General features: G+C 61.1%; 25 protein-coding genes and 1 tRNA gene. 8 read left to right on the top strand and 18 right to left on the bottom strand.

Annotation, left to right across the window (positions count from 1 at the left end):
• Positions 1–18 precede the first annotated feature (18 nt).
• The 6 genes from AD670_RS11555 to AD670_RS11530 form a co-directional block, all read right to left on the bottom strand.
• A complete protein-coding gene (locus AD670_RS11555; protein WP_053131856.1) occupies positions 19–618 on the bottom strand; it encodes a 50S ribosomal protein L25/general stress protein Ctc in 600 nt (199 codons plus the stop codon).
• A gap of 138 nt (positions 619–756) precedes the next feature.
• Complete coding sequence (locus AD670_RS11550; RefSeq protein WP_003171603.1) at positions 757–1,698, bottom strand: ribose-phosphate pyrophosphokinase; 942 nt, start codon at positions 1,696–1,698, stop codon at positions 757–759.
• A 46-nt stretch (positions 1,699–1,744) separates the two neighbouring features.
• Positions 1,745–1,819 (bottom strand) — tRNA-Gln (locus AD670_RS11545).
• Positions 1,820–1,856: 37 nt separating this feature from the next.
• The gene (ispE, locus tag AD670_RS11540; RefSeq protein ID WP_256243894.1) at positions 1,857–2,660 is read right to left on the bottom strand and encodes a 4-(cytidine 5'-diphospho)-2-C-methyl-D-erythritol kinase; all 804 of its coding nucleotides are present in this window, start codon (positions 2,658–2,660) and stop codon (positions 1,857–1,859) included.
• Between the two features lie 50 nt (positions 2,661–2,710).
• Positions 2,711–3,328, bottom strand: a complete 618-nt coding sequence (gene lolB / locus AD670_RS11535) for a lipoprotein insertase outer membrane protein LolB (RefSeq protein ID WP_053131850.1) — start codon at positions 3,326–3,328, stop codon at positions 2,711–2,713.
• 4 nt (positions 3,329–3,332) lie between these two features.
• Positions 3,333–5,057: a tetratricopeptide repeat protein gene (locus AD670_RS11530; protein WP_053131846.1), complete on the bottom strand. Its 1,725-nt coding sequence runs from the start codon at positions 5,055–5,057 to the stop codon at positions 3,333–3,335.
• A gap of 274 nt (positions 5,058–5,331) precedes the next feature.
• Here AD670_RS11530 and hemA point away from each other — a divergent pair, with 274 nt between their 5' ends.
• The 6 genes from hemA to AD670_RS11500 all read left to right on the top strand — a co-directional run bounded on the left by hemA (position 5,332) and on the right by AD670_RS11500 (position 10,694).
• Positions 5,332–6,618 carry a glutamyl-tRNA reductase gene (gene hemA, locus AD670_RS11525; RefSeq protein WP_053131843.1) on the top strand — a complete coding sequence of 429 codons (1,287 nt, stop codon included), beginning with the start codon at positions 5,332–5,334 and terminating at the stop codon, positions 6,616–6,618.
• Complete coding sequence (gene prfA / locus AD670_RS11520; protein ID WP_053131841.1) at positions 6,615–7,697, top strand: peptide chain release factor 1; 1,083 nt, start codon at positions 6,615–6,617, stop codon at positions 7,695–7,697. Before hemA ends, prfA begins: the two co-directional genes overlap by 4 nt.
• Complete coding sequence (gene prmC / locus AD670_RS11515) at positions 7,698–8,528, top strand: peptide chain release factor N(5)-glutamine methyltransferase (RefSeq protein WP_053131839.1); 831 nt, start codon at positions 7,698–7,700, stop codon at positions 8,526–8,528.
• Positions 8,522–9,277, top strand: coding sequence for a molybdopterin-synthase adenylyltransferase MoeB (locus AD670_RS11510; RefSeq protein WP_053131837.1), 756 nt, complete (start codon positions 8,522–8,524; stop codon positions 9,275–9,277). The genes prmC and AD670_RS11510 overlap by 7 nt, the downstream gene beginning before the upstream one ends.
• Positions 9,270–10,064, top strand: coding sequence for a glutamate racemase (gene murI / locus AD670_RS11505; protein ID WP_053131835.1), 795 nt, complete (start codon positions 9,270–9,272; stop codon positions 10,062–10,064). The genes AD670_RS11510 and murI overlap by 8 nt, the downstream gene beginning before the upstream one ends.
• Before the next feature lie 111 nt (positions 10,065–10,175).
• Complete coding sequence (locus AD670_RS11500; RefSeq protein WP_032886125.1) at positions 10,176–10,694, top strand: acyloxyacyl hydrolase; 519 nt, start codon at positions 10,176–10,178, stop codon at positions 10,692–10,694.
• A 73-nt stretch (positions 10,695–10,767) separates the two neighbouring features.
• Here AD670_RS11500 and AD670_RS11495 read toward each other — a convergent pair whose 3' ends face one another.
• The 12 genes from AD670_RS11495 to AD670_RS11440 form a co-directional block, all read right to left on the bottom strand.
• Positions 10,768–11,073, bottom strand: coding sequence for a YkgJ family cysteine cluster protein (locus AD670_RS11495; protein WP_016977069.1), 306 nt, complete (start codon positions 11,071–11,073; stop codon positions 10,768–10,770).
• Between the two features lie 54 nt (positions 11,074–11,127).
• Positions 11,128–11,607, bottom strand: coding sequence for a DUF2878 domain-containing protein (locus AD670_RS11490; protein WP_053131832.1), 480 nt, complete (start codon positions 11,605–11,607; stop codon positions 11,128–11,130).
• Positions 11,600–12,871: a cyclopropane-fatty-acyl-phospholipid synthase family protein gene (locus AD670_RS11485; RefSeq protein WP_053131830.1), complete on the bottom strand. Its 1,272-nt coding sequence runs from the start codon at positions 12,869–12,871 to the stop codon at positions 11,600–11,602. Before AD670_RS11485 ends, AD670_RS11490 begins: the two co-directional genes overlap by 8 nt.
• The gene (locus tag AD670_RS11480) at positions 12,858–13,667 is read right to left on the bottom strand and encodes a DUF1365 domain-containing protein (protein WP_053131827.1); all 810 of its coding nucleotides are present in this window, start codon (positions 13,665–13,667) and stop codon (positions 12,858–12,860) included. The genes AD670_RS11485 and AD670_RS11480 overlap by 14 nt, the downstream gene beginning before the upstream one ends.
• Complete coding sequence (locus AD670_RS11475; protein WP_053131824.1) at positions 13,664–14,911, bottom strand: NAD(P)/FAD-dependent oxidoreductase; 1,248 nt, start codon at positions 14,909–14,911, stop codon at positions 13,664–13,666. Before AD670_RS11475 ends, AD670_RS11480 begins: the two co-directional genes overlap by 4 nt.
• A complete protein-coding gene (locus AD670_RS11470) occupies positions 14,908–15,690 on the bottom strand; it encodes an SDR family oxidoreductase (protein WP_053131821.1) in 783 nt (260 codons plus the stop codon). The genes AD670_RS11475 and AD670_RS11470 overlap by 4 nt, the downstream gene beginning before the upstream one ends.
• Entirely contained in the window at positions 15,687–16,109 is a 423-nt protein-coding gene (locus AD670_RS11465; RefSeq protein ID WP_053131818.1) for a nuclear transport factor 2 family protein, read from the bottom strand. The genes AD670_RS11470 and AD670_RS11465 overlap by 4 nt, the downstream gene beginning before the upstream one ends.
• Positions 16,102–17,544: a deoxyribodipyrimidine photo-lyase gene (gene phrB, locus AD670_RS11460; protein WP_053131815.1), complete on the bottom strand. Its 1,443-nt coding sequence runs from the start codon at positions 17,542–17,544 to the stop codon at positions 16,102–16,104. Before phrB ends, AD670_RS11465 begins: the two co-directional genes overlap by 8 nt.
• Positions 17,545–18,474 carry a MerR family transcriptional regulator gene (locus AD670_RS11455; RefSeq protein ID WP_053131809.1) on the bottom strand — a complete coding sequence of 310 codons (930 nt, stop codon included), beginning with the start codon at positions 18,472–18,474 and terminating at the stop codon, positions 17,545–17,547.
• 15 nt (positions 18,475–18,489) lie between these two features.
• Complete coding sequence (locus tag AD670_RS11450; protein ID WP_053131806.1) at positions 18,490–19,455, bottom strand: DUF523 and DUF1722 domain-containing protein; 966 nt, start codon at positions 19,453–19,455, stop codon at positions 18,490–18,492.
• Positions 19,456–19,567: 112 nt separating this feature from the next.
• Positions 19,568–19,783, bottom strand: coding sequence for a TIGR02450 family Trp-rich protein (locus AD670_RS11445; protein WP_053131803.1), 216 nt, complete (start codon positions 19,781–19,783; stop codon positions 19,568–19,570).
• On the bottom strand, positions 19,780–20,766 hold the full coding sequence (locus tag AD670_RS11440) for an NAD(P)/FAD-dependent oxidoreductase (RefSeq protein ID WP_053131801.1): 987 nt from the start codon (positions 20,764–20,766) through the stop codon (positions 19,780–19,782). Before AD670_RS11440 ends, AD670_RS11445 begins: the two co-directional genes overlap by 4 nt.
• A 212-nt stretch (positions 20,767–20,978) precedes the next feature.
• On the opposite strand from AD670_RS11440, the gene AD670_RS11435 reads away from it, so the two are divergent.
• Both AD670_RS11435 and hemH read left to right on the top strand, forming a co-directional pair.
• Positions 20,979–21,878, top strand: coding sequence for a TIGR01777 family oxidoreductase (locus AD670_RS11435; protein WP_053131798.1), 900 nt, complete (start codon positions 20,979–20,981; stop codon positions 21,876–21,878).
• 15 nt (positions 21,879–21,893) lie between these two features.
• Positions 21,894–22,919 (top strand): ferrochelatase, encoded by a 1,026-nt coding sequence (gene hemH, locus AD670_RS11430; RefSeq protein ID WP_053131795.1) that lies wholly within the window; start codon positions 21,894–21,896, stop codon positions 22,917–22,919.
• Positions 22,920–22,934 lie beyond the last annotated feature (15 nt).

Here is a 22,934-nt window from a genome sequence, read left to right as displayed (position 1 = left end):
CCGGCAATACAGAGTGAATTACTCTGCAGCGCCTTCTTCAGCTTCTGGAGCAACGCGTGGAGCGTGTACGTTTGCAACAGCTTTGTCATCACCGTGAGCCAGTGCAACGAACTCAACGCCTTTAGGCGCTTTGAGGTCGGACAGGTGAACGATGTCGCCGATTTCCAGAGCCGACAGGTCGACTTCGATGAACTCAGGCAGGTCTTTCGGCAGGCAGGTCACTTCGATCTCAGCGACAACGTGCGAGACTTCGCCGCCTTTCTTGACCGGAGCTTCTTCACCAACAAAGTGCACAGGCACGATAGCGGTCAGTTTCTGACCGGCTACGACGCGTACGAAGTCAGCGTGCAGCACGTGGCCTTTAGCTGGGTGACGTTGCAGGGCCTTGATGATGACGTTCTGCTTTTTGCCACCCACGTTCAGCTCGATGATGTGGCTGTAGGCCGCATCGTTTTCGAGCAGCTTGGCAACTTCTTTAGCCAGCATGCTGATGGATTCAGGGGCTTTGTCGCCACCGTAAACTACAGCTGGAACCAGGCTTGCGAGACGACGCAGGCGGCGGCTCGCACCTTTCCCCAGGTCGGAACGCACTTCAGCATTCAGAGTAAAATCGTTCATGTTGTATCTCCAAAATAACCACATTCGCCCCAGCGTTTGCGACCAGCGCTAAAGGCGATATGGGCAAAAAAGCCCCGCCCCAACAGAATGCTGGGGCGGGGCGCTTTTCGTCAGTGAGGTGTTCCGAAGGTTTGACCCTTAGCGGAACATCGCGCTGATCGATTCTTCATTGCTGATGCGGCGAACCGCTTCGGCAACTACCGGTGCGATATCCAGTTGACGGATACGCGCACAGGCTTGAGCAGCGGCGGACAACGGGATGGTGTTAGTCACCACCAGTTCGTCCAGCACGGAGTTCTCGATGTTCTCGATCGCTCGGCCCGACAGCACAGGATGCGTGCAGTAGGCGAAGACTTTAGCAGCACCGTGCTCTTTCAAGGCTTTTGCCGCGTGGCACAGGGTGCCGGCGGTGTCGACCATGTCATCAACCAGAATACAGGTACGCCCTTCGACATCACCGATGATATGCATCACTTCAGAGTGATTGGCTTTCTCGCGGCGTTTGTCGATGATCCCGAGGTCCACGCCCAGGGATTTGGCAACAGCCCGTGCACGCACGACGCCACCAATGTCCGGGGACACGATCATCAGGTTTTCAAAGCGCTGGTCTTCGATGTCATCCACCAGAACGGGGGAGCCGTAGATGTTATCTACCGGAATATCGAAGAACCCCTGGATTTGGTCAGCGTGCAGGTCAACCGTGAGAACACGGTCGATGCCTACCACGGTGAGCATGTCAGCAACGACTTTCGCGCTGATAGCCACACGTGCGGAGCGCGGACGGCGATCCTGACGGGCATAACCAAAGTAAGGGATTACAGCTGTGATTCGAGTCGCTGAGGAGCGGCGGAAGGCATCAGCCATCACGACGAGTTCCATCAGGTTATCGTTGGTCGGAGCGCAGGTCGGCTGAATAATGAAGACGTCTTTACCGCGGACATTTTCATTGATCTCGGCTGTAATTTCGCCGTCGGAGAACTTACCGACAGAGATGTCACCGAGAGGGATATGCAGCTGACGTACGACACGTCGAGCCAGATCGGGGTTGGCGTTCCCCGTAAAGACCATCATCTTGGACACGCGCAGTACCTAGAGGCTGAGGGTAACCTGGATGAGTATTAGAAAATGGCAGGGGCGGCTGGATTCGAACCAACGCATGGCAGGATCAAAACCTGCTGCCTTACCGCTTGGCGACGCCCCTGTATCTGTTGCAACGAGTACCCAGTACTCGATTCCTTTTAGAGCAGACTTTGCAGCTTGCGATGCAACATCGAAACGTTGCTTCCCTTTGCTACAAACCCTGTAAGGGTCTCTGTAAGAAGGGCCGAGACTTTATCAGCTTCAGCTTTGCTTGGGAAGCCCCCAAACACACAACTTCCAGTTCCGGTTAATTTTGCTTCGGTAAATTTACCTAACAAATTCAAAGCGTTACGTACCTCTGGATAACGCCTTGCTACAACCGGTAAGCAGTCATTTCGACTGTTTCCCTTGGGAACGGGGCGCACTTTAATGGGAGGAGAGTTACGTGTCAACAGTGGATCTGAAAAAATTTCTGCTGTACTTACAGATACTTGCGGGACAAGCACGACATACCACGGCTCTTCGGGGTATTCCGGGGTGAGTTTTTCCCCCACGCCCTCAGCAAAAGCGGCGTGTCCACGCACGAAAACCGGGACGTCGGCGCCCAGCGTCAGGCCCAGCGCAGCCAGGCGATCAAAGTCCCAGCCCAGTTGCCACAAGTGATTGAGACCCAGCAGCGTGGTCGCGGCATTTGAGCTGCCACCACCTATTCCGCCCCCCATGGGCAAAATTTTATCGATCCATATATCGATGCCCTGGGAACAACCGGACTGCTCCTGAAGTTTTCTGGCCGCCCTCACGATTAGATTGCTGTCGTGGGGCACGCCTTCGAATTCAGTGTGCAGTTGGATCACGCCGTCGTCGCGCACGGCGAAGGTGAGCTCGTCGCCGTAGTCGAGAAATTGAAACAACGTCTGCAATTCGTGGTAGCCGTCTTCACGGCGACCCAGAATGTGCAGCATCAGATTGAGTTTGGCCGGGGAGGGCAGGGTCAACTTTTCTACGGTCACGTTTATTGCCCCAGCTTGCGTGGTTGCCAGTCCTTGATCACCAGCGTGACGTCCAGGTCGGTGCCATGCAGCTTGATGCGCTCGGGCAGCCAATAGCCACCCTGTTCCACGTAGCTGAGGTACTCAACCTGCCAGCCATCTTGCTCCAGGTTGGCCAGACGGCTGTCACCGTTAAGGCTCAGGCGGCTCTTGCTGTCCGGCGCAGGCAGGCCGCGGACCCACCACACGAGGTGCGAGACCGGCAGTTTCCAGCCAATCTGTTCTTCCAGCAGCGCTTCGGGCGAGGTGGCTTCATAGCGCCCTTGATTGGCAACTTCGAGGCTGACTTGCCCAGGGCGACCCGTCAGGCGAGCGGCGCCACGCCCCAAGGGGCCCGACAAGCGAATGTCGTAGTAGTCCTGGCGTTGCAGCCAGAACAAGGTGCCGCTGCCGGAGTCTTTCGGCGCGCGAACCCCGACTTTGCCTTCGATCTGCCAGCCGTCGATGCTGCTGAGCTGATCCTTGTGCTGTTGCCATTGTGCCGGGTTGCCCTGGCCCTCGACGGATTCACGGCTGCCTACGCCCGCGCAACCGGCGAGCAGGGCAATGAGGCTGAAAACGATAACGTGGCGCAAAAACATAAGCTTAAAGGGTCTCGGATCCGGTCAGGCGCTTGATGGTGCCGCGCAGGATGGGGCTTTCGGGTTGTTCCTTGAGGAATTTTTCCCAGATTTGTCGGGCTTCGCGTTGCTTGCCATTGGCCCACAGTACTTCGCCCAGGTGGGCGGCAACTTCCTGGTCGGGAAAGCGCTCAAGCGCCTGGCGTAGCAAGCGCTCGGCTTCGTCCAGGTTGCCCAGGCGATAGTTGACCCAGCCCAGGCTGTCGAGTACGGCCGGGTCTTCAGGATTGAGCTTGTGCGCCTGTTCGATCAGCGCCTTGGCCTCGTCGTAACGTGTGGTGCGGTCGGACAAGGTGTAACCCAAGGCATTCAGGGCCATGGCGTTGTCCGGGTCGCGCTTGATGATCAGGCGCAGGTCTTTTTCCATCTGTGCCAGGTCATTGCGTTTTTCCGCCTGCATGGCGCGTGTATACAGCAGGTTCAAATCGTCTGGGAATTGCAGCAACGCTTGCTGCAGCAGCTTCCAGGCGCGCTCGCCCTGATTGTTGGCCGATAGGGTCTCGGCCTGGATCAGGTACAGCTGGATCGCGTAATCGGGTTCTGCATCCCGCGCAGCCGTCAGGCGTTTCTCCGCCTCATCGGTGCGGCCGTTGCTCATCAGGATATCGGCTTGGCGCAGTTGCGCCGGCAGGTAGTCGTTGCCGGGGCCGACTTGGGCGTATTCGAGCAGGGCAGCCTGCGGATCGTTGCGCTCTTCGGCAATACGGCCGAGGTTCAGGTGCGCCGAATCCACATGGCTTTCCCGTGCGATCAAGTCTTCCAGGTAACCCTTGGCCTCGTCCCAGGCCTTGGCTTCCAGGCACACCAGCGCCAGGGAGTAACGCAGTTCGTCGTCGTCCGGGTATTGCTGGACCAGGTTGGCGAACTGCACTTTGGCGTCCTCCATACGGTCCAGTTCCACCAGCGTGCGCGCGTAAGTCAGGCGCAGGCGCTTGTCGTCCGGATACTTCTTGATGCTTTTTTCCAGCAGCGGAATGGCTTCCTTGCCGCGATTGAGGTTCTGCAGCAGGCGCGCACGCAGCAGGATCGGGGCAATCTCGCCTTCGTCCGGCGGATTCTGCTCCAGCAGCTTCAGTGCGGCGTCGGCTTCATCATCCTGTTGCAGCAGCAAAGCCTTGCCGAACACCAACTGGCTGTTCTTCGGGTGTTTTTGCAGCAGGCGGTCGAAACTCTTCATCAGGCCATTACGCGTGTCCTGGTCGGTGTCGGCGGCCGACAGCGCGAGGAAGTCGAAATGGGTGTCGCCCTTGCCCTGCAGGACCTTCTCCATATAGACCATGGAGTCGTCATAACGCCCCGCCCGTGCCAGCTGAATGGCGGCTGCCCGTTGCGCTTCCAGATCGTCCGGCGCGTTCTTCGCCCAGATCAGCGAGGTATCCAGTGCGGCCTGATCGGCCCCCAGGTACTCGGCGATGCGGAACGCCCGCTCGGAAATCCCCGGATCCTGGGTATTGATGGCCTGGGTCACGTAATTATCCAGCGCAATGTCGAAGCGATTGCGCTGGCCGGCCAGTTCCGCGCTGAGCAGACTGAACACCGTTTCTTCACTGAACGAGGAATAAACCTTGGGCTTTTCAGGGGCGGGGGTGCTGTCTTCCACCGGCGGTGTACCGTCCGGCGACACGGGTGCCATGGCCTGGCAGCCGCTGAGGAAGACAAAAGCGAGGAGCAACGCGGAGGATCTATTCATATAGGAAGAGGACGACTAACCTGCGGTCGGATCATCATGACACAAGCCTTCGGCCAAACATAACCGTGTAGGAGCGAGCTTGCTCGCGAAAAGCCTGAGGACAACGCGTTTTGTCAGGAGGCCGTGTCATGGTTCACGACCATCGCGAGCAGGCTTGCACCTGCAGATGGCCTTTTTATAGGCATAAGCTACTAGGACAATAGACGACGGTGGTTGTTCTGAATCTTTCGAAGTAGGACAATTGTCGGCTTCCCGACATCATCAGCGATATTGAATGGCCTTCCTCGCACTCGGTATTAACCACAAGACTGCTTCCGTAGACGTGCGCGAGCGCGTGGCGTTTACGCCAGAGCAGTTGGTTGAGGCCTTGCAGCAGCTCTGCCGTCTTACCGACAGCCGCGAAGCTGCGATCCTTTCGACCTGCAATCGCAGTGAGCTTTATATAGAGCAGGAACATCTTTCAGCGGATGTCGTGCTGCGCTGGCTGGCCGATTATCACCATTTGAGCCTTGAAGACCTGCGCGCGAGCGCCTACGTGCACGAAGACGATGCGGCAGTTCGTCACATGATGCGTGTGGCATCCGGTCTCGATTCGCTGGTGTTGGGCGAGCCGCAGATCCTTGGCCAGATGAAATCCGCCTACGCCGTGGCGCGCGAGGCCGGCACCGTCGGTCCGCTGCTGGGCCGTCTGTTCCAGGCCACCTTCAATTCCGCCAAGCAGGTGCGCACCGACACCGCCATCGGTGAAAACCCGGTGTCCGTGGCGTTTGCTGCCGTCAGCCTGGCCAAGCAGATTTTCAGCGATTTGCAGCGCAGCCAGGCGCTGTTGATCGGCGCCGGTGAGACCATCACCCTCGTCGCCCGCCACCTGCATGACCTGGGCGTGAAGCGCATCGTGGTCGCCAACCGTACCCTGGAGCGCGCCAGCATCCTCGCCGAGCAGTTCGGCGCCCATGCGGTGCTGCTGTCGGACATCCCGGCCGAACTGGTGCGCAGCGATATCGTCATCAGTTCCACCGCCAGCCAGCTGCCGATCCTCGGCAAGGGCGCGGTGGAAAGCGCGCTGAAACTGCGCAAGCACAAGCCAATTTTCATGGTCGACATTGCCGTTCCCCGGGATATCGAGCCCGAAGTCGGCGAGTTGGACGACGTTTACCTCTACAGCGTCGACGATCTGCATGAAGTGGTTGCCGAAAACCTCAAGAGTCGCCAGGGCGCTGCCCAGGCGGCTGAAGAGATGGTCAGCGTCGGCGCCGAAGAATTCATGGTGCGCCTGCGTGAGCTGGCGGCGGTGGACGTGCTCAAGGCGTATCGTCAGCAGGGCGAACGCCTGCGTGATGAAGAGTTGATCAAGGCCCAGCGCCTGCTCGCCAACGGCAGCAGCGCCGAGGAGGTGCTGATGCAACTGGCCCGCGGCCTGACCAACAAGTTGCTGCATGCGCCCAGCGTACAATTAAAAAAACTGACTGCCGAAGGCCGCCTCGATGCGCTGGCCATGGCCCAGGAACTCTTTGCCCTCGGTGAGGGCGCGCCCAGCTCTTCGGATAAAAAATCGCAATGAAAGCGTCACTGCTCAATAAACTGGACGTGCTCCAGGATCGTTTCGAAGAACTGACCGCCTTGCTCGGCGACGGCGAGGTCATCTCGGATCAGACCAAATTCCGTGCCTATTCCAAGGAATACGCCGAAGTTGAGCCCATTGTGGCTACCTACAAAAACCTCACTAAAGTGCAGGCCGATCTCGAAGGCGCCCAGGCGCTGCTCAAGGACAGCGACCCGGACATGCGCGAAATGGCCGTGGAAGAAGTCCGCGAAGCCAAGGACAAGTTGGCCGAGCTGGAAGGCGACCTGCAGCGCATGCTGCTGCCCAAGGACCCGAATGACGGACGCAACGTGTTTCTCGAAATCCGTGCTGGCACCGGCGGTGACGAAGCGGCGATTTTCTCCGGCGACCTGTTCCGCATGTATTCACGGTATGCCGAGCGTCGCGGCTGGCGGGTTGAGATCCTGTCCGAAAACGAGGGCGAGCACGGCGGCTATAAAGAAGTCATCGCGCGGGTCGAAGGCGACAACGTCTATGGCAAGCTGAAGTTCGAGTCCGGTGCCCATCGTGTGCAGCGGGTTCCAGCGACGGAATCCCAGGGCCGTATCCACACCTCGGCATGCACCGTGGCCGTGTTGCCCGAGCCGGACGAGCAGGAAGCCATCGAGATCAACCCGGCCGACCTGCGGGTCGACACCTACCGCTCGTCGGGCGCCGGTGGCCAGCACGTCAACAAGACTGACTCGGCGATCCGCATCACCCACTTGCCGTCGGGCATCGTGGTGGAGTGCCAGGAAGAGCGCTCCCAGCACAAGAATCGTGCGCGGGCCATGTCCTGGCTGTCGGCCAAGCTGAATGACCAGCAGACCAGCGCCGCCGCCAACGCGATTGCCAGCGAGCGCAAATTGCTGGTGGGCTCGGGCGACCGCTCCGAGCGCATCCGTACCTACAACTTTGCCCAGGGCCGGGTCACCGACCACCGGGTCAACCTCACGCTTTACTCCCTGGACGAGATTCTCGCCGGTGGCGTGGATGCGGTGATCGAGCCATTGCTCGCCGAATACCAGGCCGATCAGTTGGCGGCGATAGGTGAATAAATGACCATTATCGCCAGCCTGCTGCGCGCCGCCGACCTGCCCGACTCGCCCACGGCGCGCCTGGATGCCGAGTTGTTGCTGGCTGCGGCCTTGGGCAAGTCCCGCAGCTACCTGCACACTTGGCCGGAAAAAATCGTCAGCAGCGAACACGCCCTGACCTTTGCCGGCTACCTGCAACGCCGCCGTGGCGGTGAGCCGGTGGCCTATATCCTCGGCCAGCAAGGTTTCTGGAAGCTGGACCTGGAGGTCGCGCCCCACACACTGATCCCACGTCCGGACACCGAACTGCTGGTGGAAGCGGCCCTGGAATTGTTACCGGCCACCCCCGTCAAGGTCCTCGACCTGGGCACCGGCAGCGGCGCCATCGCCCTGGCCCTGGCCAGCGAGCGTCCGGCCTGGCACGTCACGGCCGTCGACCGCGTGCTGGAAGCCGTGGCGCTGGCCGAGCGCAATCGCCAGCGCCTGCACCTCCATAACGCCACGGTGCTCAACAGCCATTGGTTCAGCGCCCTGACAGGCCAGACTTACGACCTGATCATCAGCAACCCGCCCTACATCGCCGACAACGATCCGCACCTGGTGGCGGGCGATGTACGTTTCGAGCCAGCCAGCGCCCTGGTGGCAGGCCATGATGGTTTGGACGACCTGCGGCTGATCATCGCCCAGGCCCCGGCCCACCTGGATGCCGCTGGCTGGCTGCTGCTGGAACACGGTTACGACCAGGCCGCAGCGGTGCGCGACCTGTTGCTGAGCCAAGGCTTCGAGCAGGTGCACAGCCGCATTGACCTCGGCGGTCACGAGCGCATCACCCTGGGACGCCGGCCGTGCTGACCGATCAGGAGCTGTTGCGCTATAGCCGACAGATTCTGTTGCAGCATGTCGACATCGACGGCCAATTACGCCTGAAAAATAGCCGCGCGTTGATCGTCGGCCTCGGTGGCCTGGGCGCCCCGGTGGCGATGTACCTGGCCGCCGCTGGCGTCGGCGAATTGCACCTGGCAGATTTCGACACCGTCGACCTCACCAACCTGCAACGCCAGATCATCCATGACACCGACAGTGTCGGGCAGGCCAAGGTCGACTCGGCCCTGCGCCGCCTGAGCGCCCTCAACCCCGAAATCAAACTGGTCGCCCATCCCATCGCGCTGGATGCCGATACCTTGGCGGCGGCGGTGGCAGGCGTGGATGTGGTGCTCGATTGCAGCGACAACTTCTCCACCCGCGAGGCGGTCAATGCCGCCTGTGTGGCTGCGACCACGCCCTTGATCAGCGGCGCGGCGATTCGTCTTGAAGGGCAGCTGTCGGTGTTCGATCCACGGCGCGCCGAAAGCCCGTGCTACCACTGTTTATACGGGCACGGCAGTGACACTGAACTCACCTGCAGCGAAGCGGGCGTGGTCGGCCCGCTGGTGGGCCTGGTCGGTAGCCTGCAAGCCCTGGAGGCCTTGAAGTTGCTGGCGGGTTTCGGCGAGCCGCTGGTGGGCCGCTTGCTGCTGATCGACGCATTGACCACACGCTTTCGCGAATTGCGCGTCAAGCGTGATCCCGGTTGCAGTGTCTGCGGGACGCGACATGGTTAAGGACGCGCCGATCGGTGTGTTCGATTCCGGCGTCGGCGGCTTGTCGGTGCTGGATGAGATTCAGCAATTGCTGCCCCATGAGTCACTGTTGTACGTGGCCGATTGCGGGTATATCCCCTACGGCGAGAAAACCTCGGCGTTCATTCTTGAGCGTTCCCGGTCGGTTGCCGAGTTTTTCCGCGAGCAGGGCGCCAAGGCCTTTGTGATTGCCTGTAACACCGCAACCGTGGCGGCCGTCGCGGATTTGCGCCAGGACTACCCCGATTGGCCCCTGGTGGGCATGGAGCCCGCAGTCAAGCCCGCTGCTGCCGCCACTCGCAGTGGCGTGGTCGGGGTGCTCGCTACCACCGGCACCCTGCAAAGCGCCAAGTTCGCCGCGTTGCTCGACCGTTTTGCCACCGATGTACGGGTGATCACCCAGCCGTGCCCGGGCCTGGTGGAGCTGATTGAAACCGGTGACCTGGACAGTCCGGCCCTGCGCCAGTTGTTGCAGGGCTATATCGACCCGCTGCTCAGCGCCGGTTGCGACACCATCATCCTCGGCTGCACCCACTATCCCTTTCTCAAGCCGCTTCTGGCGCAGATGCTGCCCCCCAGCATCATCCTCATCGACACCGGCGCTGCCGTCGCACGTCAGCTCAAGCGTTTGCTGGGCGAACGCGATTTGCTGGCCCTCGGCGATCCTGAGCCTGCACAGTTCTGGACCAGCGGCGATGTGTATCACCTAAGAAATATCCTACCGACACTATGGAAACATTCTGGAGTTGTGCGAAGCTTCGGGTCGTGAAAATTTCGTGAAAAATCGCGGATACCGGCTGAACTTCTGACACCGCGTCAGCTTCTATAGCCAGATTGCTTGTACAAAACCATATAACTTCGTTCGGAAAGGATGTTTCTTATGAAGCGCTTGTTCTGTTTGGCTGCGATTGCGGCCGCTGTGGTGGGACACTCTTTTTCGGCGCAGGCTGCCGGGCTTGAGTTTGGCCTGGGAGCTACCAGTGATTCGACGCTGACCTATCGATTGGGGCTAACGTCGGATTGGGACAAGAGCTGGATGCAAAGCGACGTTGGTCGCCTGACCGGCTACTGGAGCGGCGCCTACACCTACTGGGAAGGTGACGACCGTGCAGGTGCGAGCAGCCTGTCGTTCTCGCCGGTCTTTGTGTATGAATTCGCCGGCCAGTCGGTCAAGCCCTACATCGAAGCCGGGATCGGCGTGGCGGTGTTCTCCCGTACCAAGCTGGAAGACAACAACATCGGCCAGGCTTTCCAGTTCGAAGACCGCCTGGGCTTCGGCCTGCGCTTCACCGGTGGGCATGAAGTCGGCATTCGCGCCACGCACTACTCCAATGCCGGGATCAGCAGCAATAACGATGGTGTAGAAAGTTACTCGCTGCACTACACCATGCCGCTGTAATTCCCAGGAACGCTGCAAAACAGTGTGGGAGGGGGCAAGCCCTCCCACATTTTGATCGTCATCAGTCTTCAGGTCAGCGGTAGGCCGTAGCGATTCCTTCGCGTTCGGTCAGGCACTCCGGCGCACCCATCTCGAACTCCCTGCAGATCAGCGGTCGACGCTCGTAAATCGTGCACATCATCGTGTCCCGATCCAGCGCCGCGCACCAGCCGTCGTCCAGGCGCAGCATCACTTCACCGCCCCAGTCATCGGTATCGATATAGCGCTCCGGCACGCCAGTGTCAGTGATCAGCATCACTTCCAGCTGGCAGCAGCAGGCCGCGCAGGTCGAGCAGGTGACGGCGGGTTCGGTGATTTGAGTGTGCGGGATGTTGGTCATAGGCGCGCAGTGTAAGGCAAGCGGGTGACGCAGGTGTGAACGCTCTGACAGACGTCAGCGCGCCATTCGGTGCAGCGCGACGAACACCACCGCCCAAAGCAGCGCCAACCCCGCCATGGTGGGCAACAGCGCATAGCCAAAATACACGCCCGCCAACTGGCTCCCGGCGTAATACGACAACGGCCCGCCGATCGCCCCCAATGCTGCCGCACGCCACCAGGGCCGTGCACTCCAGGCCAGGCAATGGCGCAAGGTGGTGGCCAGCAATGCCCACAGCAGAATCAGCCAGAACGGAATCAGCGGTCCGGGCTCGCTGAAGTGAAATACCCCCAGGCTGCGCAGCAACGTATCCAGTACCGTTCCCAGCGCCGTCACGCGGATAATCAGCGCGCCGTCCTGGGCCCACGAACTTATCCACAGCAGGTGGATTGCCAGCACCGCCAGCCCCACCAGCAACCAAGGGCCGTCGCCGCCGAGTACGCAGGCAAACCACCCGCACTGGAACAGCACGGCATTGGCCAAAGGTTTAAGCACTGAAGCGCCCGAGCAGCGGTGGGTTGATGGCCGACGGTTTGGCCAACAGTAATTGCGCGGTGCCAATGGTGCGCTCCATAAAGCCGCCCTCGCAGTAGCACAGGTAAAACTCCCACAACCGCAGGAAATATTCGTCGTAGCCCAACTCCGTCAGACGGCCGTGGGCGTGGCGAAAGTTCTCGTGCCACAGGCGCAGGGTTCGCGCGTAGTGCAAGCCGAAATCCTCCATGTGCAGCAGGTTCATGTCGGTGTCGCGGCTGACGATGTTCAGCATGTTCTGCACACTGGGCAGGGCGCCGCCGGGGAAGATATAGCGCTGGATAAAGTCGACGCTGTTCTTCGCCTGTTCAAAGCGTTGTTCACGGATGGTGATGGCTTGCAGCAACATCAGGCCATCGCGCTTGAGCAGGTGCGCGCACTGTTTGAAGTAGGTCGGCAGGAAGCGATGGCCCACCGCTTCGATCATTTCGATGGACACCAGCTTGTCGTACTCGCCGGTCAGGTCGCGGTAGTCCTGCAGCAACAACGTGACCTGGTCTTGCAACCCCAGGGCGGCGATGCGTTTTTCGGTGTAGGCGAACTGCTCTTTGGACAAGGTCGTGGTGGTGACCTTGCAGCCGTAATGCTGCGCCGCATACAGCGCCATGCTGCCCCAGCCGGTACCGATTTCCAGCAGATGATCGGTGGGTTTGAGCGCGAGCTTCTGGCAGATGCGTTCCAGTTTGTTCAGTTGCGCCTGTTCCAGGGTGTCGTCAGGCGTCAGGAACTGCGCGGCCGAATACATCATGGTCGGGTCGAGGAATTCTTCGAACAGGTCATTGCCCAGGTCGTAGTGAGCGGCGATGTTTTTCTGCGAGCCTTTGCGCGTGTTGCGGTTGAGCCAGTGCAGGCCTTGGGTGAACGGCCGCGCCAAGCTCGCCAGACCGCCCTCCATTGCGTCGAGCACATCCAGGTTGCTCACCATCACCCGCACCACCGCCGTCAGGTCCGGGCTGGTCCAGTAGCCGTGGATAAAGGCTTCGCCCGCGCCGATGGAACCGTTGGCCGCCACCAGGCCCCAGACTGCCGAATCGACAATCTGGATTTCCCCCAGCAGGTGCGCTTCCCGTGCGCCGAATACCTGGCGCTCGCCGTCCTCAATCACCACCAACTGGCCATGGCGCAGTTGGCTGAGTTGGCGCAGCACACCCTTGCGCAGCAGCGCACTGGTCATGCCGTTGACGTTCAGGCGGTTGGTCTTGACCGATAAGCTAGGGGATTTCATGGCGGCGATCCTTGGTGTACCCGACTGCTGTGCGAGAGGCGCCATCGGCGGCCTGATGGGAAAAAATCGGTGTGCGCTTGAGCAACAGGCGCAGGGCCTGCCAATAAATGGCCAGGCAGGTCTTGGCGGTCATCCACGGAAAACGCCACAGGTAACGATGCAGGCTGGCGCGGTTGAGCGCTTCCTTGTGCAGGCTCAGGGTGGCGTCGAAGACTTTCACGTCGCCCTGCCAATCGGCCATGTGCACGCCAAGCTTGGTGGCGGGCGGGCTGAAGATCATGCGGTATTCCAGGTCACGCGGCAAAAACGGCGACACGTGAAACGCCTTGGCCACGGCGAAGTGCTGATGTTCATCCGCGCCGAGGGCCTGGGCCGGCAGCACATAGTGATAGCGCTCGCGCCATGGGGTGTTGGTGACTTCGCACAGGATCGCGGCCAGTCGTCCGTCGGCCTCGAAGCAGTAGAAGAAACTCACCGGATTAAAAGCCAGGCCCCAACTGCGGGCCTGGGTCAGTAGGCAGATAACGCCCAGGGGTGTATGCCCCAGGGCCTTGCCGACTTCCTGGCGCACGGCATCGGTCAAACTCATGCCGTGACGCGTAAATTCACGCAGGTAGTCCTGCTCGCGAAAGCCGAAGGGCGCCAGGCGACTCGCACCGGCCAGGGGCGACAGCCCGAGCACTTCGTCTTGTTCGCTGAGGTCCAGGTACAGCAGGCCGATGCGGTAGCGAAAGGCATGGGCCTTGGGTGCAAACCGCCGATGGGCGATCCAGCCGCTGTACAGGGCGCTGTTCACAGGCTTTCCCCAAAGGCTTCGGCCACGCGCAGGGCGCTGACCACGCCGTCTTCATGAAAACCGTTGGCCCAATAGGCACCGCAATACCAGGTATGTCGGGTGCCGTTCAGTTCTTCCCAGCGTGCTTGTGCGGCCACGGCGGCCAGGCTGTATTGCGGGTGGGCGTAGGTATAGCGCGCAAGGATCTTCAGCGGATTGATCATCGACGTCTGGTTGAGGCTGACGCAAAAGGTGGTGGCGCTGTCGATGCCTTGCAGGATGTTCATGTCATAGGTGACGGCAGCCTGGGTCTGTGTGCCACCGCTCAGCCGGTAGTTCCAGCTGGCCCAGGCCAGTTTGCGTTCGGGCAGCAGGCGGGTGTCGGTGTGCAGTACCACGTCATTGTCGGCGTAGGGCAGGGCGCCGAGGATCTCCTGTTCGGCCTGGCTCGGGTCACCGAGCAAGGCCAGCGCCTGGTCGCTGTGGCAGGCAAACACCACCTTGTCGAAAGCTTCGGTGCCGGCGGCGCTGTGGATAATCGCCCCCTCAGCGTCACGCTCGACCAGGTGCACGGGGCAGTCGAGGCGAATCTGCTCGCGAAAGCTGCGGGTCAGCGGTTCGATATAACGACTGGAACCGCCCTCGATCACGCACCACTGCGGCCGGTTGTTCACCGAGAGCAAGCCGTGGTTCTTGAAGAAGCGCACAAAGAATTGCAGCGGAAAGTTGAGCATGTCCGCCAGGGACATCGACCAGATCGCCGCGCCCATCGGCACGATGTAGTGCTGGATAAACCGCGGCCCGTAGCCCCCCGCTTCGAGGTAGTCGCCCAGGGTCATCTCGGCGCTGATGCGCTGTTCTTGCAGGTCCAGCGGCGCCTGGCGATTGAAGCGCAGGATGTCACGCAGCATGCCCCAGAAGCCCGGCGACAGAATATTGCGGCGCTGGGCAAACAGGCTGTTGAGGTTGTTGCCGTTGTACTCGAACCCGCTGTTCTGGTCGCACACCGAAAAGCTCATTTCGGTGGGCTTGAAGGTGACGCCGATCTGCCCCAGCAAGCGGATGAAGTTGGGGTAGGTCCAGTCGTTGAACACGATGAAACCCGTATCCACCGCATAGGGCGCGCCCTCGACGGTGACGTTGACCGTGTGGGTATGCCCGCCGATACGGTCGCCCGCCTCGAACAGTGTGATGTCGTGACGGCGGCTGAGCAGGTAGGCGCTGGTCAGCCCGGCGATGCCGCTGCCGATAATGGCGATCTTCACAGGTCGTCCTTTTTCGGTGGCGGGCTGCGCAACATGCGTTTGCCGATGATCAATTGCGCGCGGTTCGGCAGTTTTGACAGCGGCCACAGCGTGGCGATAAACAGCGCGGGGAAGGCGATCTCCAGCGGGCGTTTTTCCAGTTTGGCGAAGATATGCCGCGCAGCCTTGTCGGCGGACCAGCTCAGGGGCATCGGGAAGTCATTGCGCTCGGTGAGTGGGGTGTCGACGAAGCCTGGGCTGATCACCGTGACGTCGATGTTCTCGGGCGACAGGCTGATGCGCAGGGATTCGAACAGGTAGCGCAGCCCTGCCTTGGACGCGCCATACGCTTCGGCCCGTGGCATCGGCAGGTAGGTCACGGCGCTGGCGACGCCCACCAGGTGTGGCGTGCGCCCGGCGCGCAACAACGGCAGCGCCGCTTCGATGCAGTAACTGCTGGCCAACAGGTTGGTGCGCACCACGTGTTCGATAATCGAGGAATCGAATTGCTTGGCGTCCACATATTCACAGGTGCCGGCGTTGAGGATGACGGTGTCGACCGAACCCCAGGTCGCGCCGATGTGTTCACCGATCTCGCGCACGGTCTGGCTGTTGGTCAGGTCGCCGGCCACCACCAGCACTTGGCCGGGGTAACGTTGGGCGAGTGCTTCCAGCGGGCCTTTGGTGCGTGAACTGAGGGCCACGTGGGCGCCGCTGTTGAGCAACTCCACGGCCAGCGCGGCGCCGATGCCACTGCTGGCACCGGTCAGCCAATAACGACGGGGCGGCAGTGCGTTCATCCCACTCTCCTTTTCAACCAACTGACGATCCCGCCCAGCACGGGAAGGTGTTCGTACAACAGGGCGCCGGCGTCGAAGTAATCGCGGTGGCGGTACACCTTGTCACGCCACATCAAATGCGAGCAGCCCTCCACGCGGATGACCTTGCCCTTGCCCAGGCGCGGGTGGCAGAAACTCATTTTCCAGCGCAGGTAACCTTCGCCTTCGGCCACCTGGTCGAAACCGTGGAAGTCGAAGCGCAGCTGGCTGACGTTGCTGTACAGCTCGGCGAAGTACGTGTGCAGTGCAGTCAGGCCGTGGATTTCATGCAGCGGGTCGGTGAAGGCGATGTCCTTGCTGTAGAGACCGTCGAGCAACTGCAGATTGTGCTTGTCCAGCGAGGCAAAGGCCTGGGCGAAGCGGGGCAGGAAGTCACTCATGTTCGGCGACCTCCTGGCGTGAAGGCAGGTTTCGAAAGGCCGCCAGGGCGCGTTCGCGGGATTTTTTCAGGTCGACAATCGAGCGTGGATAATCCGCCACGCCAAACAAGCCGCCAGCGGTTTCCGGATTGTGTACTTCCTTCTTGTTCAGTGTGGCCAGCTCCGGCAGCCAGTGCTTGATAAACACGCCTTCGCTGTCGAATTTTTCCGACTGGCTCAGCGGGCTGAAAATCCGGAAATACGGCGCCGAATCGGTACCGGTGGATGAACTCCATTGCCAGCCGCCGTTGTTGGCCGCCAGGTCGCCGTCGATCAGGTGGCGCATGAAGAAGCGCTCGCCTTCGCGCCAGTCGATCAACAGGTTCTTGGTCAGGAACATCGCCACCACCATGCGCAGGCGGTTATGCATCCAGCCGGTTTCCAGCAGTTGGCGCATCGCGGCATCGATGATTGGCAGACCGGTGCGCGCCTGCTGCCAGGCGGCGAGGTCCTTGGGCGCATCGCGCCAGACCAAGGCTTCGGTCTCGGGACGGAAGGCGCGGTGACGGGAAACCCGTGGGTAGCCGACCAGAATGTGTTTGTAGAACTCACGCCAGAGCAGTTCGTTGATCCAGGTGATGGCGCCGATGTCGCCGCTTTCGAACTCGCCCTGGTTGGTTTGCAGGGCGGCGTGCAGGCATTGGCGCGGTGAAACCACGCCGGCGGCCAGGTACGCCGAGAGCTGGCTGGTGCCGGGTTTGGCCGGAAAGTCGCGCTCGTCTTTGTAGTAGCTGATCTGCTGGTCGGCGAAGGTGTCGAGGCGGCGGCGGGCCTCTTCTTCGCCGGCGGGCCACAGCGCACGTAACGTGTCGCTGGGTGGTTCGAAGCCTTCGACCTGCTGGGGAATCGCATCGCTCTTGAGCGTGAGCGGGGCTTGGGCCTGGGGCGCTGCAACCAAACGTGGCAGGGCGCTGTGCAGGCGGGCGTAGCAAACCTTGCGGAACTGGCTGAACACTTGGAAGTAGGTGCCGGTCTTGGTCAGCACGCTGCCCGGTTGAAAGAGCAGTTGATCCAGGTAGCTGTGGAAGCTTACGTCGCCGGCTTCCAGCGCCTTTGCGACAGCGGCATCGCGACGGCTTTCATGGATGCCGTATTCCTCGTTGGCGTGCACCGACTCCACCGCCAGTTCCCGGCACAGTTGGCTCAATACGGCGGGGGCCTGGTCCCAGGTGGCAGCGTGGCGGATCAGCAAGGGAATGTTCAGTGCGCCCAGGGCCTGGCTCAAGTGCTGCAGGTTGCGCAGCCAGAAATCCACTTTGCACGGCGCATCGTCATGGGCCAGCCATTGCTCTGGAGTGATCAGGTACACGGCGGCCACCGGGCCTCGCTGGCAGGCGGCGGCCAGGGCGGTGTTGTCGTGAAGGCGCAAGTCGGTGCGCAGCCAGATCAAGTGCATTTAAATAAGTCCACGCTGGATCAGGAGCTGGTGGGCCGACAACGAGTCTTCGGCCACGAACAATTCAGGGATGTCATCGGTTAATACGGCGAGCTCGGCCTGGTGGATGCATACCGTTGGTCCGACGATCAGTTTGGCGCAGCTGACTCCGGCCAGAAGCTTGGTGAGTGCCGGCAATTGCAGGGCCTTGCTCGAGTACAGGAGCACGGCGCGCGGTTGCAGGTGTTCCGCCGCGAGGGCCAACTCGCCGGTGGGCAACGGCCAGTCGAAGACTTCCACCGGGCAATCGGCGCTGCTGGCCAGCCAGGCGCTGAGCCACAGGTGCGGCTCCAGGGGCAGGTCTGAGTGGTTGACCAGCAGCAGCGGCGCGCCGTGCAACTGGCGATTGTTGTGGTAGATGCGTGCACCAAACTTGCTGCGCAGCCAGGACAGGAAAAACACCCGCTCCATCTGCGCGCCAAACTGGCCTTGCCAGCGTTGCTCCAGTTCCTGCAGCAGCGGCAGCAGCAGTTGCTCGCACAGGGTGCGCGGCGGGTAGAGCGCCATGGCTTGGTTAAACACATCGTCCACCCGACGCTCGGCCAATTCGCTGACGGCCTGCACCAAATTCTGACGCAAGGCATGCCACTCGTTCTCCACCGCATCGGGGAGGACCTGGGCTGAGTCGATCAAGCCTTTGACCTGGCTGACCGGCACGCCGCGATTGAGCCAGGTGAGGATGGTCTGGATGCGTTGTACATGGTCGGTGTTGAACAGCCGATGGCCCTTGGGTGTGCGCTGGGGCACGATCAGGCCATAACGGCGTTCCCAGGCGCGCAGGGTCACGGCGTTGACGCCGGTCTGGCGCGCCACTTCGCGAATCGGCAGCCAGCCGTCTTCGAGGGCTTGGGCGATATCTGCGCCGGGTTCGTCTGGCAAGACAGCTGTCATGAGGCTTTTCATGGTCTAGATCGCATTACGCAGGCTGAGATTTTCCGGATGCGGCTGCAAGTAGGCCTGCTGCGCGATGTAGCGGTCCGGGTGTTGGCGAAAGTGATGCTTGAGCAGGGTCAAGGGCACCACCAGCGGCACAATGCCCTGGTGGTACTGGCCGATGACCGTTTGCATTTCCTGTTTGTCATCAGCGCTGATGGCTTGCTTGAGGTAGCCGCTGATGTGTTGCAGCACGTTGGTGTGGGTGCCGCGGGTGGCGCACTTTTTCAGGCCGGTCATCAGGTCGCTGAAATAGCAGGCGCCCAACTCGTCGAGGTTGACGTGCTTGGCCATGCTGCCGAGTTGGTGGCCCAGGTTTTTGTAATGCGCGGGGCTGTGGGCCATCAACAGGTATTTGTAGCGCGAATGGAAGGCCAGCAGGCGATGACGGGTCAGGCCCTCCGCCAGCAGTTGTTGCCAGCTGGCGTAAACGAAGACGCGGGTCAGGAAGTTTTCCCGTAGCACCGGATCATTCAGGCGGCCGTCTTCTTCCACCGGCAGGTTGGGGTGGCGCGCACAGAACGCCTGGGCGTAAATGCCGCGTCCGCCGCCCTCCACCGGTGCGCCGTTGTCCCGATAGACCTTGACGCGTTCCAGGCCGCAGGACGGCGACTTCTGCATGAAGATGTAGCCACACAGGTCAGTGTGTTCGGCGGCCATTTTGCGCCCGTATGCGTCCAGCGGCGCGGTGACATTCAGCTCACGGTGTACGGTGCCGACGGCCTGGGGCTGTTCGGCATCGCCCACCAGGCGAATGGTTTCACGGGGGATGCCCAGGCCGATCGCCACTTCCGGGCACAGCGGTACGAAGTCGAAATACTCGGCGAGTATTTCGCTGCATAGCTGGGATTGCTTGTGGCCACCATTGAAACGCACGTTCTCGCCCAGCAGGCAGGCGCTGATGCCAATCTTCGGCTTGATGGACGGTGTGGTGGGCATGGCCAAACCTCTGCGAGAATCCTGTACAAAATCTAAAGTCTGTACAACTAAGTCTCATCATAGGTTTGATGCTGTACAAGTCAAATATTTTGTACAGGTATTTGCGTAGAGACTATTTCCAGCCGATGTGCCAATCCTCGGCATTTTGCAGGGTTTGCCAGGCCAGGCGCTGAGCGCGCTTGGTCATCACGGCTTGCAGCTCGATTTCCAGCACCGTGCCTTCTTCATCACGAAACAGTTCGGTGACCAGGAAGTGTTTTTCCTTGTTGCGCGGCAGGGCTGCTGTCCATTTCGACAGCAGCAATTTGGCGGGGTTGATGCGGTTCATTGCAGGTGCTCGATCAGCCGTCGCGCGGCTTCCTGGCCACTGAGCCACGCGCCTTCCACTCGGCCCGAGAGGCACCAGTCGCCACACACGTACAGGCCCAGGTCGGCGTCGGCCAGCACCCCGAATTCATGGGCGCTGGACGGTCGGGCGTAAAGCCAGCGGTGCGCCAGGCTGAAGGACGGTGCGGGCATGGCGCTGTGCAGCAATTCGGCGAAGGCACCGTGCAGGTGTTCGATCACCGCTTCCTTGGACAGGTCCAGGTGGGCCTTGCTCCAGGTGCTGGTGGCGTGCAGTACCCAGGTGTCGAGGGTGTTGTCGCGTCCCGGTTTGCTGCGGTTGCGCGCCAGCCAATCCAGCGGGCTGTCTTGCACGAAACAGCCTTCCATCGGCGTATCCAGGGGCTTGTCGAAGGCCAGGGCGATGGCCCAGGTCGGGTCCATCTTCACCCCGGCGGCGGCACTCGCCAGCTTGGGAGCGGCGGCCAGCAGCGCAGTGGCTTGGGGGGCGGGTGTGGCAATGATCACGTGGCTGAACGGGCCGTGATTTTCGCCATCGGCATCCAGCAGGTTCCAGTGTTGCTTGCCTTGGAAGACTTCGGTGATACGGCAAACGAACTCCACCGGCAGGTCGTCGAGCAGAGCGCGGGTGATTGCGCTCATGCGTGGCGTGCCGACCCAGCGGATCTGTTCATCGGGGGAGGGCGTGAGCTGGCCGGACTTGAAGTTGTACAACTGCGGCTTCCATTGCTCTGCCCAGCCGTTGCTTTGCCAGCGCTGCACTTCGTTGACGAAGCGTCGGTCGCGGGCCGTGAAGTATTGGGCGCCCATGTCCAGCGCGCCGGCATCGCTGCGCTTGCTGGACATGCGGCCACCACTGCCACGGCTTTTATCGAAGAGTTGTACAACGTGCCCCGCGTCTTGTAACGCTCGGGCGGCGGAGAGACCGGCAATGCCGGTACCGATGATCGCGATGGGGACAGTCATGGGAGGCCTCGTTTTACCGTTGGGTACAGACTACGCCGACACCAATAGCTGTACAATATTGTTTTTTGGTATAAGTTTTGGCGTACCTGATCGCTTGGCGTGACCTATGGTTAACCATGAGGCTTAAACAAAAGTCACGCCCGATTACAAATTGATCCCTGCTTATAAAATAGACCAGTGATCGGCGGCGAACGTTACATGAGGAGCGTCCCATGCATATTTTGCTGACCGGCGGTACCGGCCTGATCGGTCGCCAACTCTGCCAACACTGGATTGCCCAAGGCCATCGCCTGACGGTGTGGAGTCGCTATCCTGAAGATGTCGCTCGGTTGTGCGGTGCGACGGTGCTGGGTGTTGGGCGTCTGGAGGACGTGACCGGCGCGGTGGACGCGGTGGTCAACCTGGCCGGCGCGCCGATTGCTGACCGTCCCTGGACCCACAAACGCAAGGCGCTGCTATGGAGCAGCCGCATCGGCTTGACCGAGACCCTGCTGGCCTGGCTCGACGGCCTGGCGCAAAAGCCGGCGGTGTTGGTTTCCGGTTCGGCGGTGGGCTGGTATGGCGACGGCGGCGAGCGCGAACTGACCGAGGCCAGCGGGCCGGTGCAGGACGATTTCCCCAGCCAGCTGTGCATCGCCTGGGAAGAAACCGCCCAGCGCGCCGAAGCCATGGGCATCCGCGTGGTACTGGTGCGTACCGGCCTGGTGCTGGCAGCCGAGGGCGGCTTTTTGTCGCGCCTGCTGCTGCCGTTCAAACTCGCGCTGGGCGGGCCTATCGGCACGGGGCGGCAGTGGATGCCGTGGGTACATATCAAGGATCAAATCGCCCTGATTGATTTTCTTCTGCACAAGGATGACGCCAGCGGTCCTTATAATGCCTGCGCGCCGCACCCGGTGCGTAACCGTGAGTTCGCCAAGGCATTGGGCCAGGTGCTGCACCGCCCGGCCTTCATGCCGATGCCGGCCTTTGCGTTAAAGGTGGGCTTGGGCGAGTTGTCGGGGCTGTTGCTGGGCGGGCAGAAGGCGATTCCCGAACGCTTGATGGCCGCCGGTTTCATTTTTCAGTTCACTGAGTTGCATGCGGCTTTGGATGAACTGTCCAGTCGCCTCTAAGAGATAGGAAGTTGCATGACGGATCACGCGTTGTTACTGGTTAACCTGGGCTCACCGGCGTCCACTTCGGTGGCCGATGTGCGCAGCTACCTCAATCAGTTCCTGATGGACCCTTATGTGATCGACCTGCCGTGGCCGGTTAGGCGCTTGCTGGTGTCGCTGATCCTGATCAAGCGCCCCGAGCAGTCGGCCCATGCCTATGCCTCGATCTGGTGGGACGAGGGCTCGCCGCTGGTGGTACTCAGCCGTCGCCTGCAACAGCAGATGACCGCGCAGTGGACCCAGGGCCCGGTGGAGTTGGCGATGCGTTATGGCGAGCCTTCCTTGGAGACCACCCTGACGCGATTGGCTGCCCAAGGCATTCAAAAAGTCACCCTGGCGCCTTTGTACCCGCAATTTGCCGACAGCACCGTGACCACGGTGATTGAAGAAGCCAGGCGTGTGGTGCGCGATAAAAAGCTCAGCGTGCAGTTCTCGATCCTGCAACCCTTCTACGACCAACCCGAATACCTGGATGCGCTGGCGGCAAGTGCACGGCCGTATGTCGAGCAGCATTACGACCACTTGTTGTTGAGTTTTCACGGGCTGCCCGAGCGTCATCTGAAAAAGCTCGACCCTACCGGCCAGCATTGCTTCAAGGATGCCGACTGCTGCAAGAACGCCTCCCCCGAGGTGCTCGCCACCTGCTATCGCGCGCAATGCTTCAGCGTTGCCCGGGATTTCGCTGCGCGTCTGGGCTTGTCCGACGACAAATGGTCAGTGGCGTTCCAGTCGCGCCTGGGCCGTGCGAAGTGGATCGAACCTTATACCGAGGCACGCCTGGAAGCGCTGGCCCAGCAAGGGGTGAAAAAGCTGCTGGTGATGTGCCCGGCCTTTGTTGCCGATTGCATCGAGACCCTGGAAGAGATCGGTGATCGCGGGCTGGAGCAATTTCGCGAGGCGGGCGGTGAGGAGTTGGTGCTGGTGCCGTGCCTCAATGATGACCCGCAATGGGCGGCGGCGCTCAATACGCTCTGCGAAAGAGCACCGCTGTCACTGTAGGCGCGAGCTTGCTCG

The sequence above is a fragment of the Pseudomonas sp. MIACH genome, assembly GCF_001269925.1.
Classification (GTDB): domain Bacteria; phylum Pseudomonadota; class Gammaproteobacteria; order Pseudomonadales; family Pseudomonadaceae; genus Aquipseudomonas.
Note: the sequence above shows the minus strand (reverse complement) of the source record. Positions and strands in the feature narration are given on the sequence as shown.

Coding starts and splice junctions, on each gene's coding strand:
- hemA (WP_053131843.1), top strand. CDS start 5,332: ATGGCCTTCCTCGCACTCGGTATTAACCACAAGACTGCTTCCGTAGAC.
- AD670_RS11455 (WP_053131809.1), bottom strand. CDS start 18,474: ATGACAGCTGTCTTGCCAGACGAACCCGGCGCAGATATCGCCCAAGCC.
- ispE (WP_256243894.1), bottom strand. CDS start 2,660: ATGCTGCACATTCTGGGTCGCCGTGAAGACGGCTACCACGAATTGCAG.
- AD670_RS11445 (WP_053131803.1), bottom strand. CDS start 19,783: ATGAACCGCATCAACCCCGCCAAATTGCTGCTGTCGAAATGGACAGCA.
- lolB (WP_053131850.1), bottom strand. CDS start 3,328: ATGTTTTTGCGCCACGTTATCGTTTTCAGCCTCATTGCCCTGCTCGCC.
- prfA (WP_053131841.1), top strand. CDS start 6,615: ATGAAAGCGTCACTGCTCAATAAACTGGACGTGCTCCAGGATCGTTTC.
- AD670_RS11500 (WP_032886125.1), top strand. CDS start 10,176: ATGAAGCGCTTGTTCTGTTTGGCTGCGATTGCGGCCGCTGTGGTGGGA.
- AD670_RS11440 (WP_053131801.1), bottom strand. CDS start 20,766: ATGACTGTCCCCATCGCGATCATCGGTACCGGCATTGCCGGTCTCTCC.
- AD670_RS11470 (WP_053131821.1), bottom strand. CDS start 15,690: ATGAACGCACTGCCGCCCCGTCGTTATTGGCTGACCGGTGCCAGCAGT.
- AD670_RS11450 (WP_053131806.1), bottom strand. CDS start 19,455: ATGCCCACCACACCGTCCATCAAGCCGAAGATTGGCATCAGCGCCTGC.
- AD670_RS11530 (WP_053131846.1), bottom strand. CDS start 5,057: ATGAATAGATCCTCCGCGTTGCTCCTCGCTTTTGTCTTCCTCAGCGGC.
- murI (WP_053131835.1), top strand. CDS start 9,270: ATGGTTAAGGACGCGCCGATCGGTGTGTTCGATTCCGGCGTCGGCGGC.
- AD670_RS11485 (WP_053131830.1), bottom strand. CDS start 12,871: ATGAAATCCCCTAGCTTATCGGTCAAGACCAACCGCCTGAACGTCAAC.
- AD670_RS11495 (WP_016977069.1), bottom strand. CDS start 11,073: ATGACCAACATCCCGCACACTCAAATCACCGAACCCGCCGTCACCTGC.
- AD670_RS11555 (WP_053131856.1), bottom strand. CDS start 618: ATGAACGATTTTACTCTGAATGCTGAAGTGCGTTCCGACCTGGGGAAA.
- AD670_RS11465 (WP_053131818.1), bottom strand. CDS start 16,109: ATGAGTGACTTCCTGCCCCGCTTCGCCCAGGCCTTTGCCTCGCTGGAC.
- AD670_RS11435 (WP_053131798.1), top strand. CDS start 20,979: ATGCATATTTTGCTGACCGGCGGTACCGGCCTGATCGGTCGCCAACTC.
- phrB (WP_053131815.1), bottom strand. CDS start 17,544: ATGCACTTGATCTGGCTGCGCACCGACTTGCGCCTTCACGACAACACC.
- prmC (WP_053131839.1), top strand. CDS start 7,698: ATGACCATTATCGCCAGCCTGCTGCGCGCCGCCGACCTGCCCGACTCG.
- hemH (WP_053131795.1), top strand. CDS start 21,894: ATGACGGATCACGCGTTGTTACTGGTTAACCTGGGCTCACCGGCGTCC.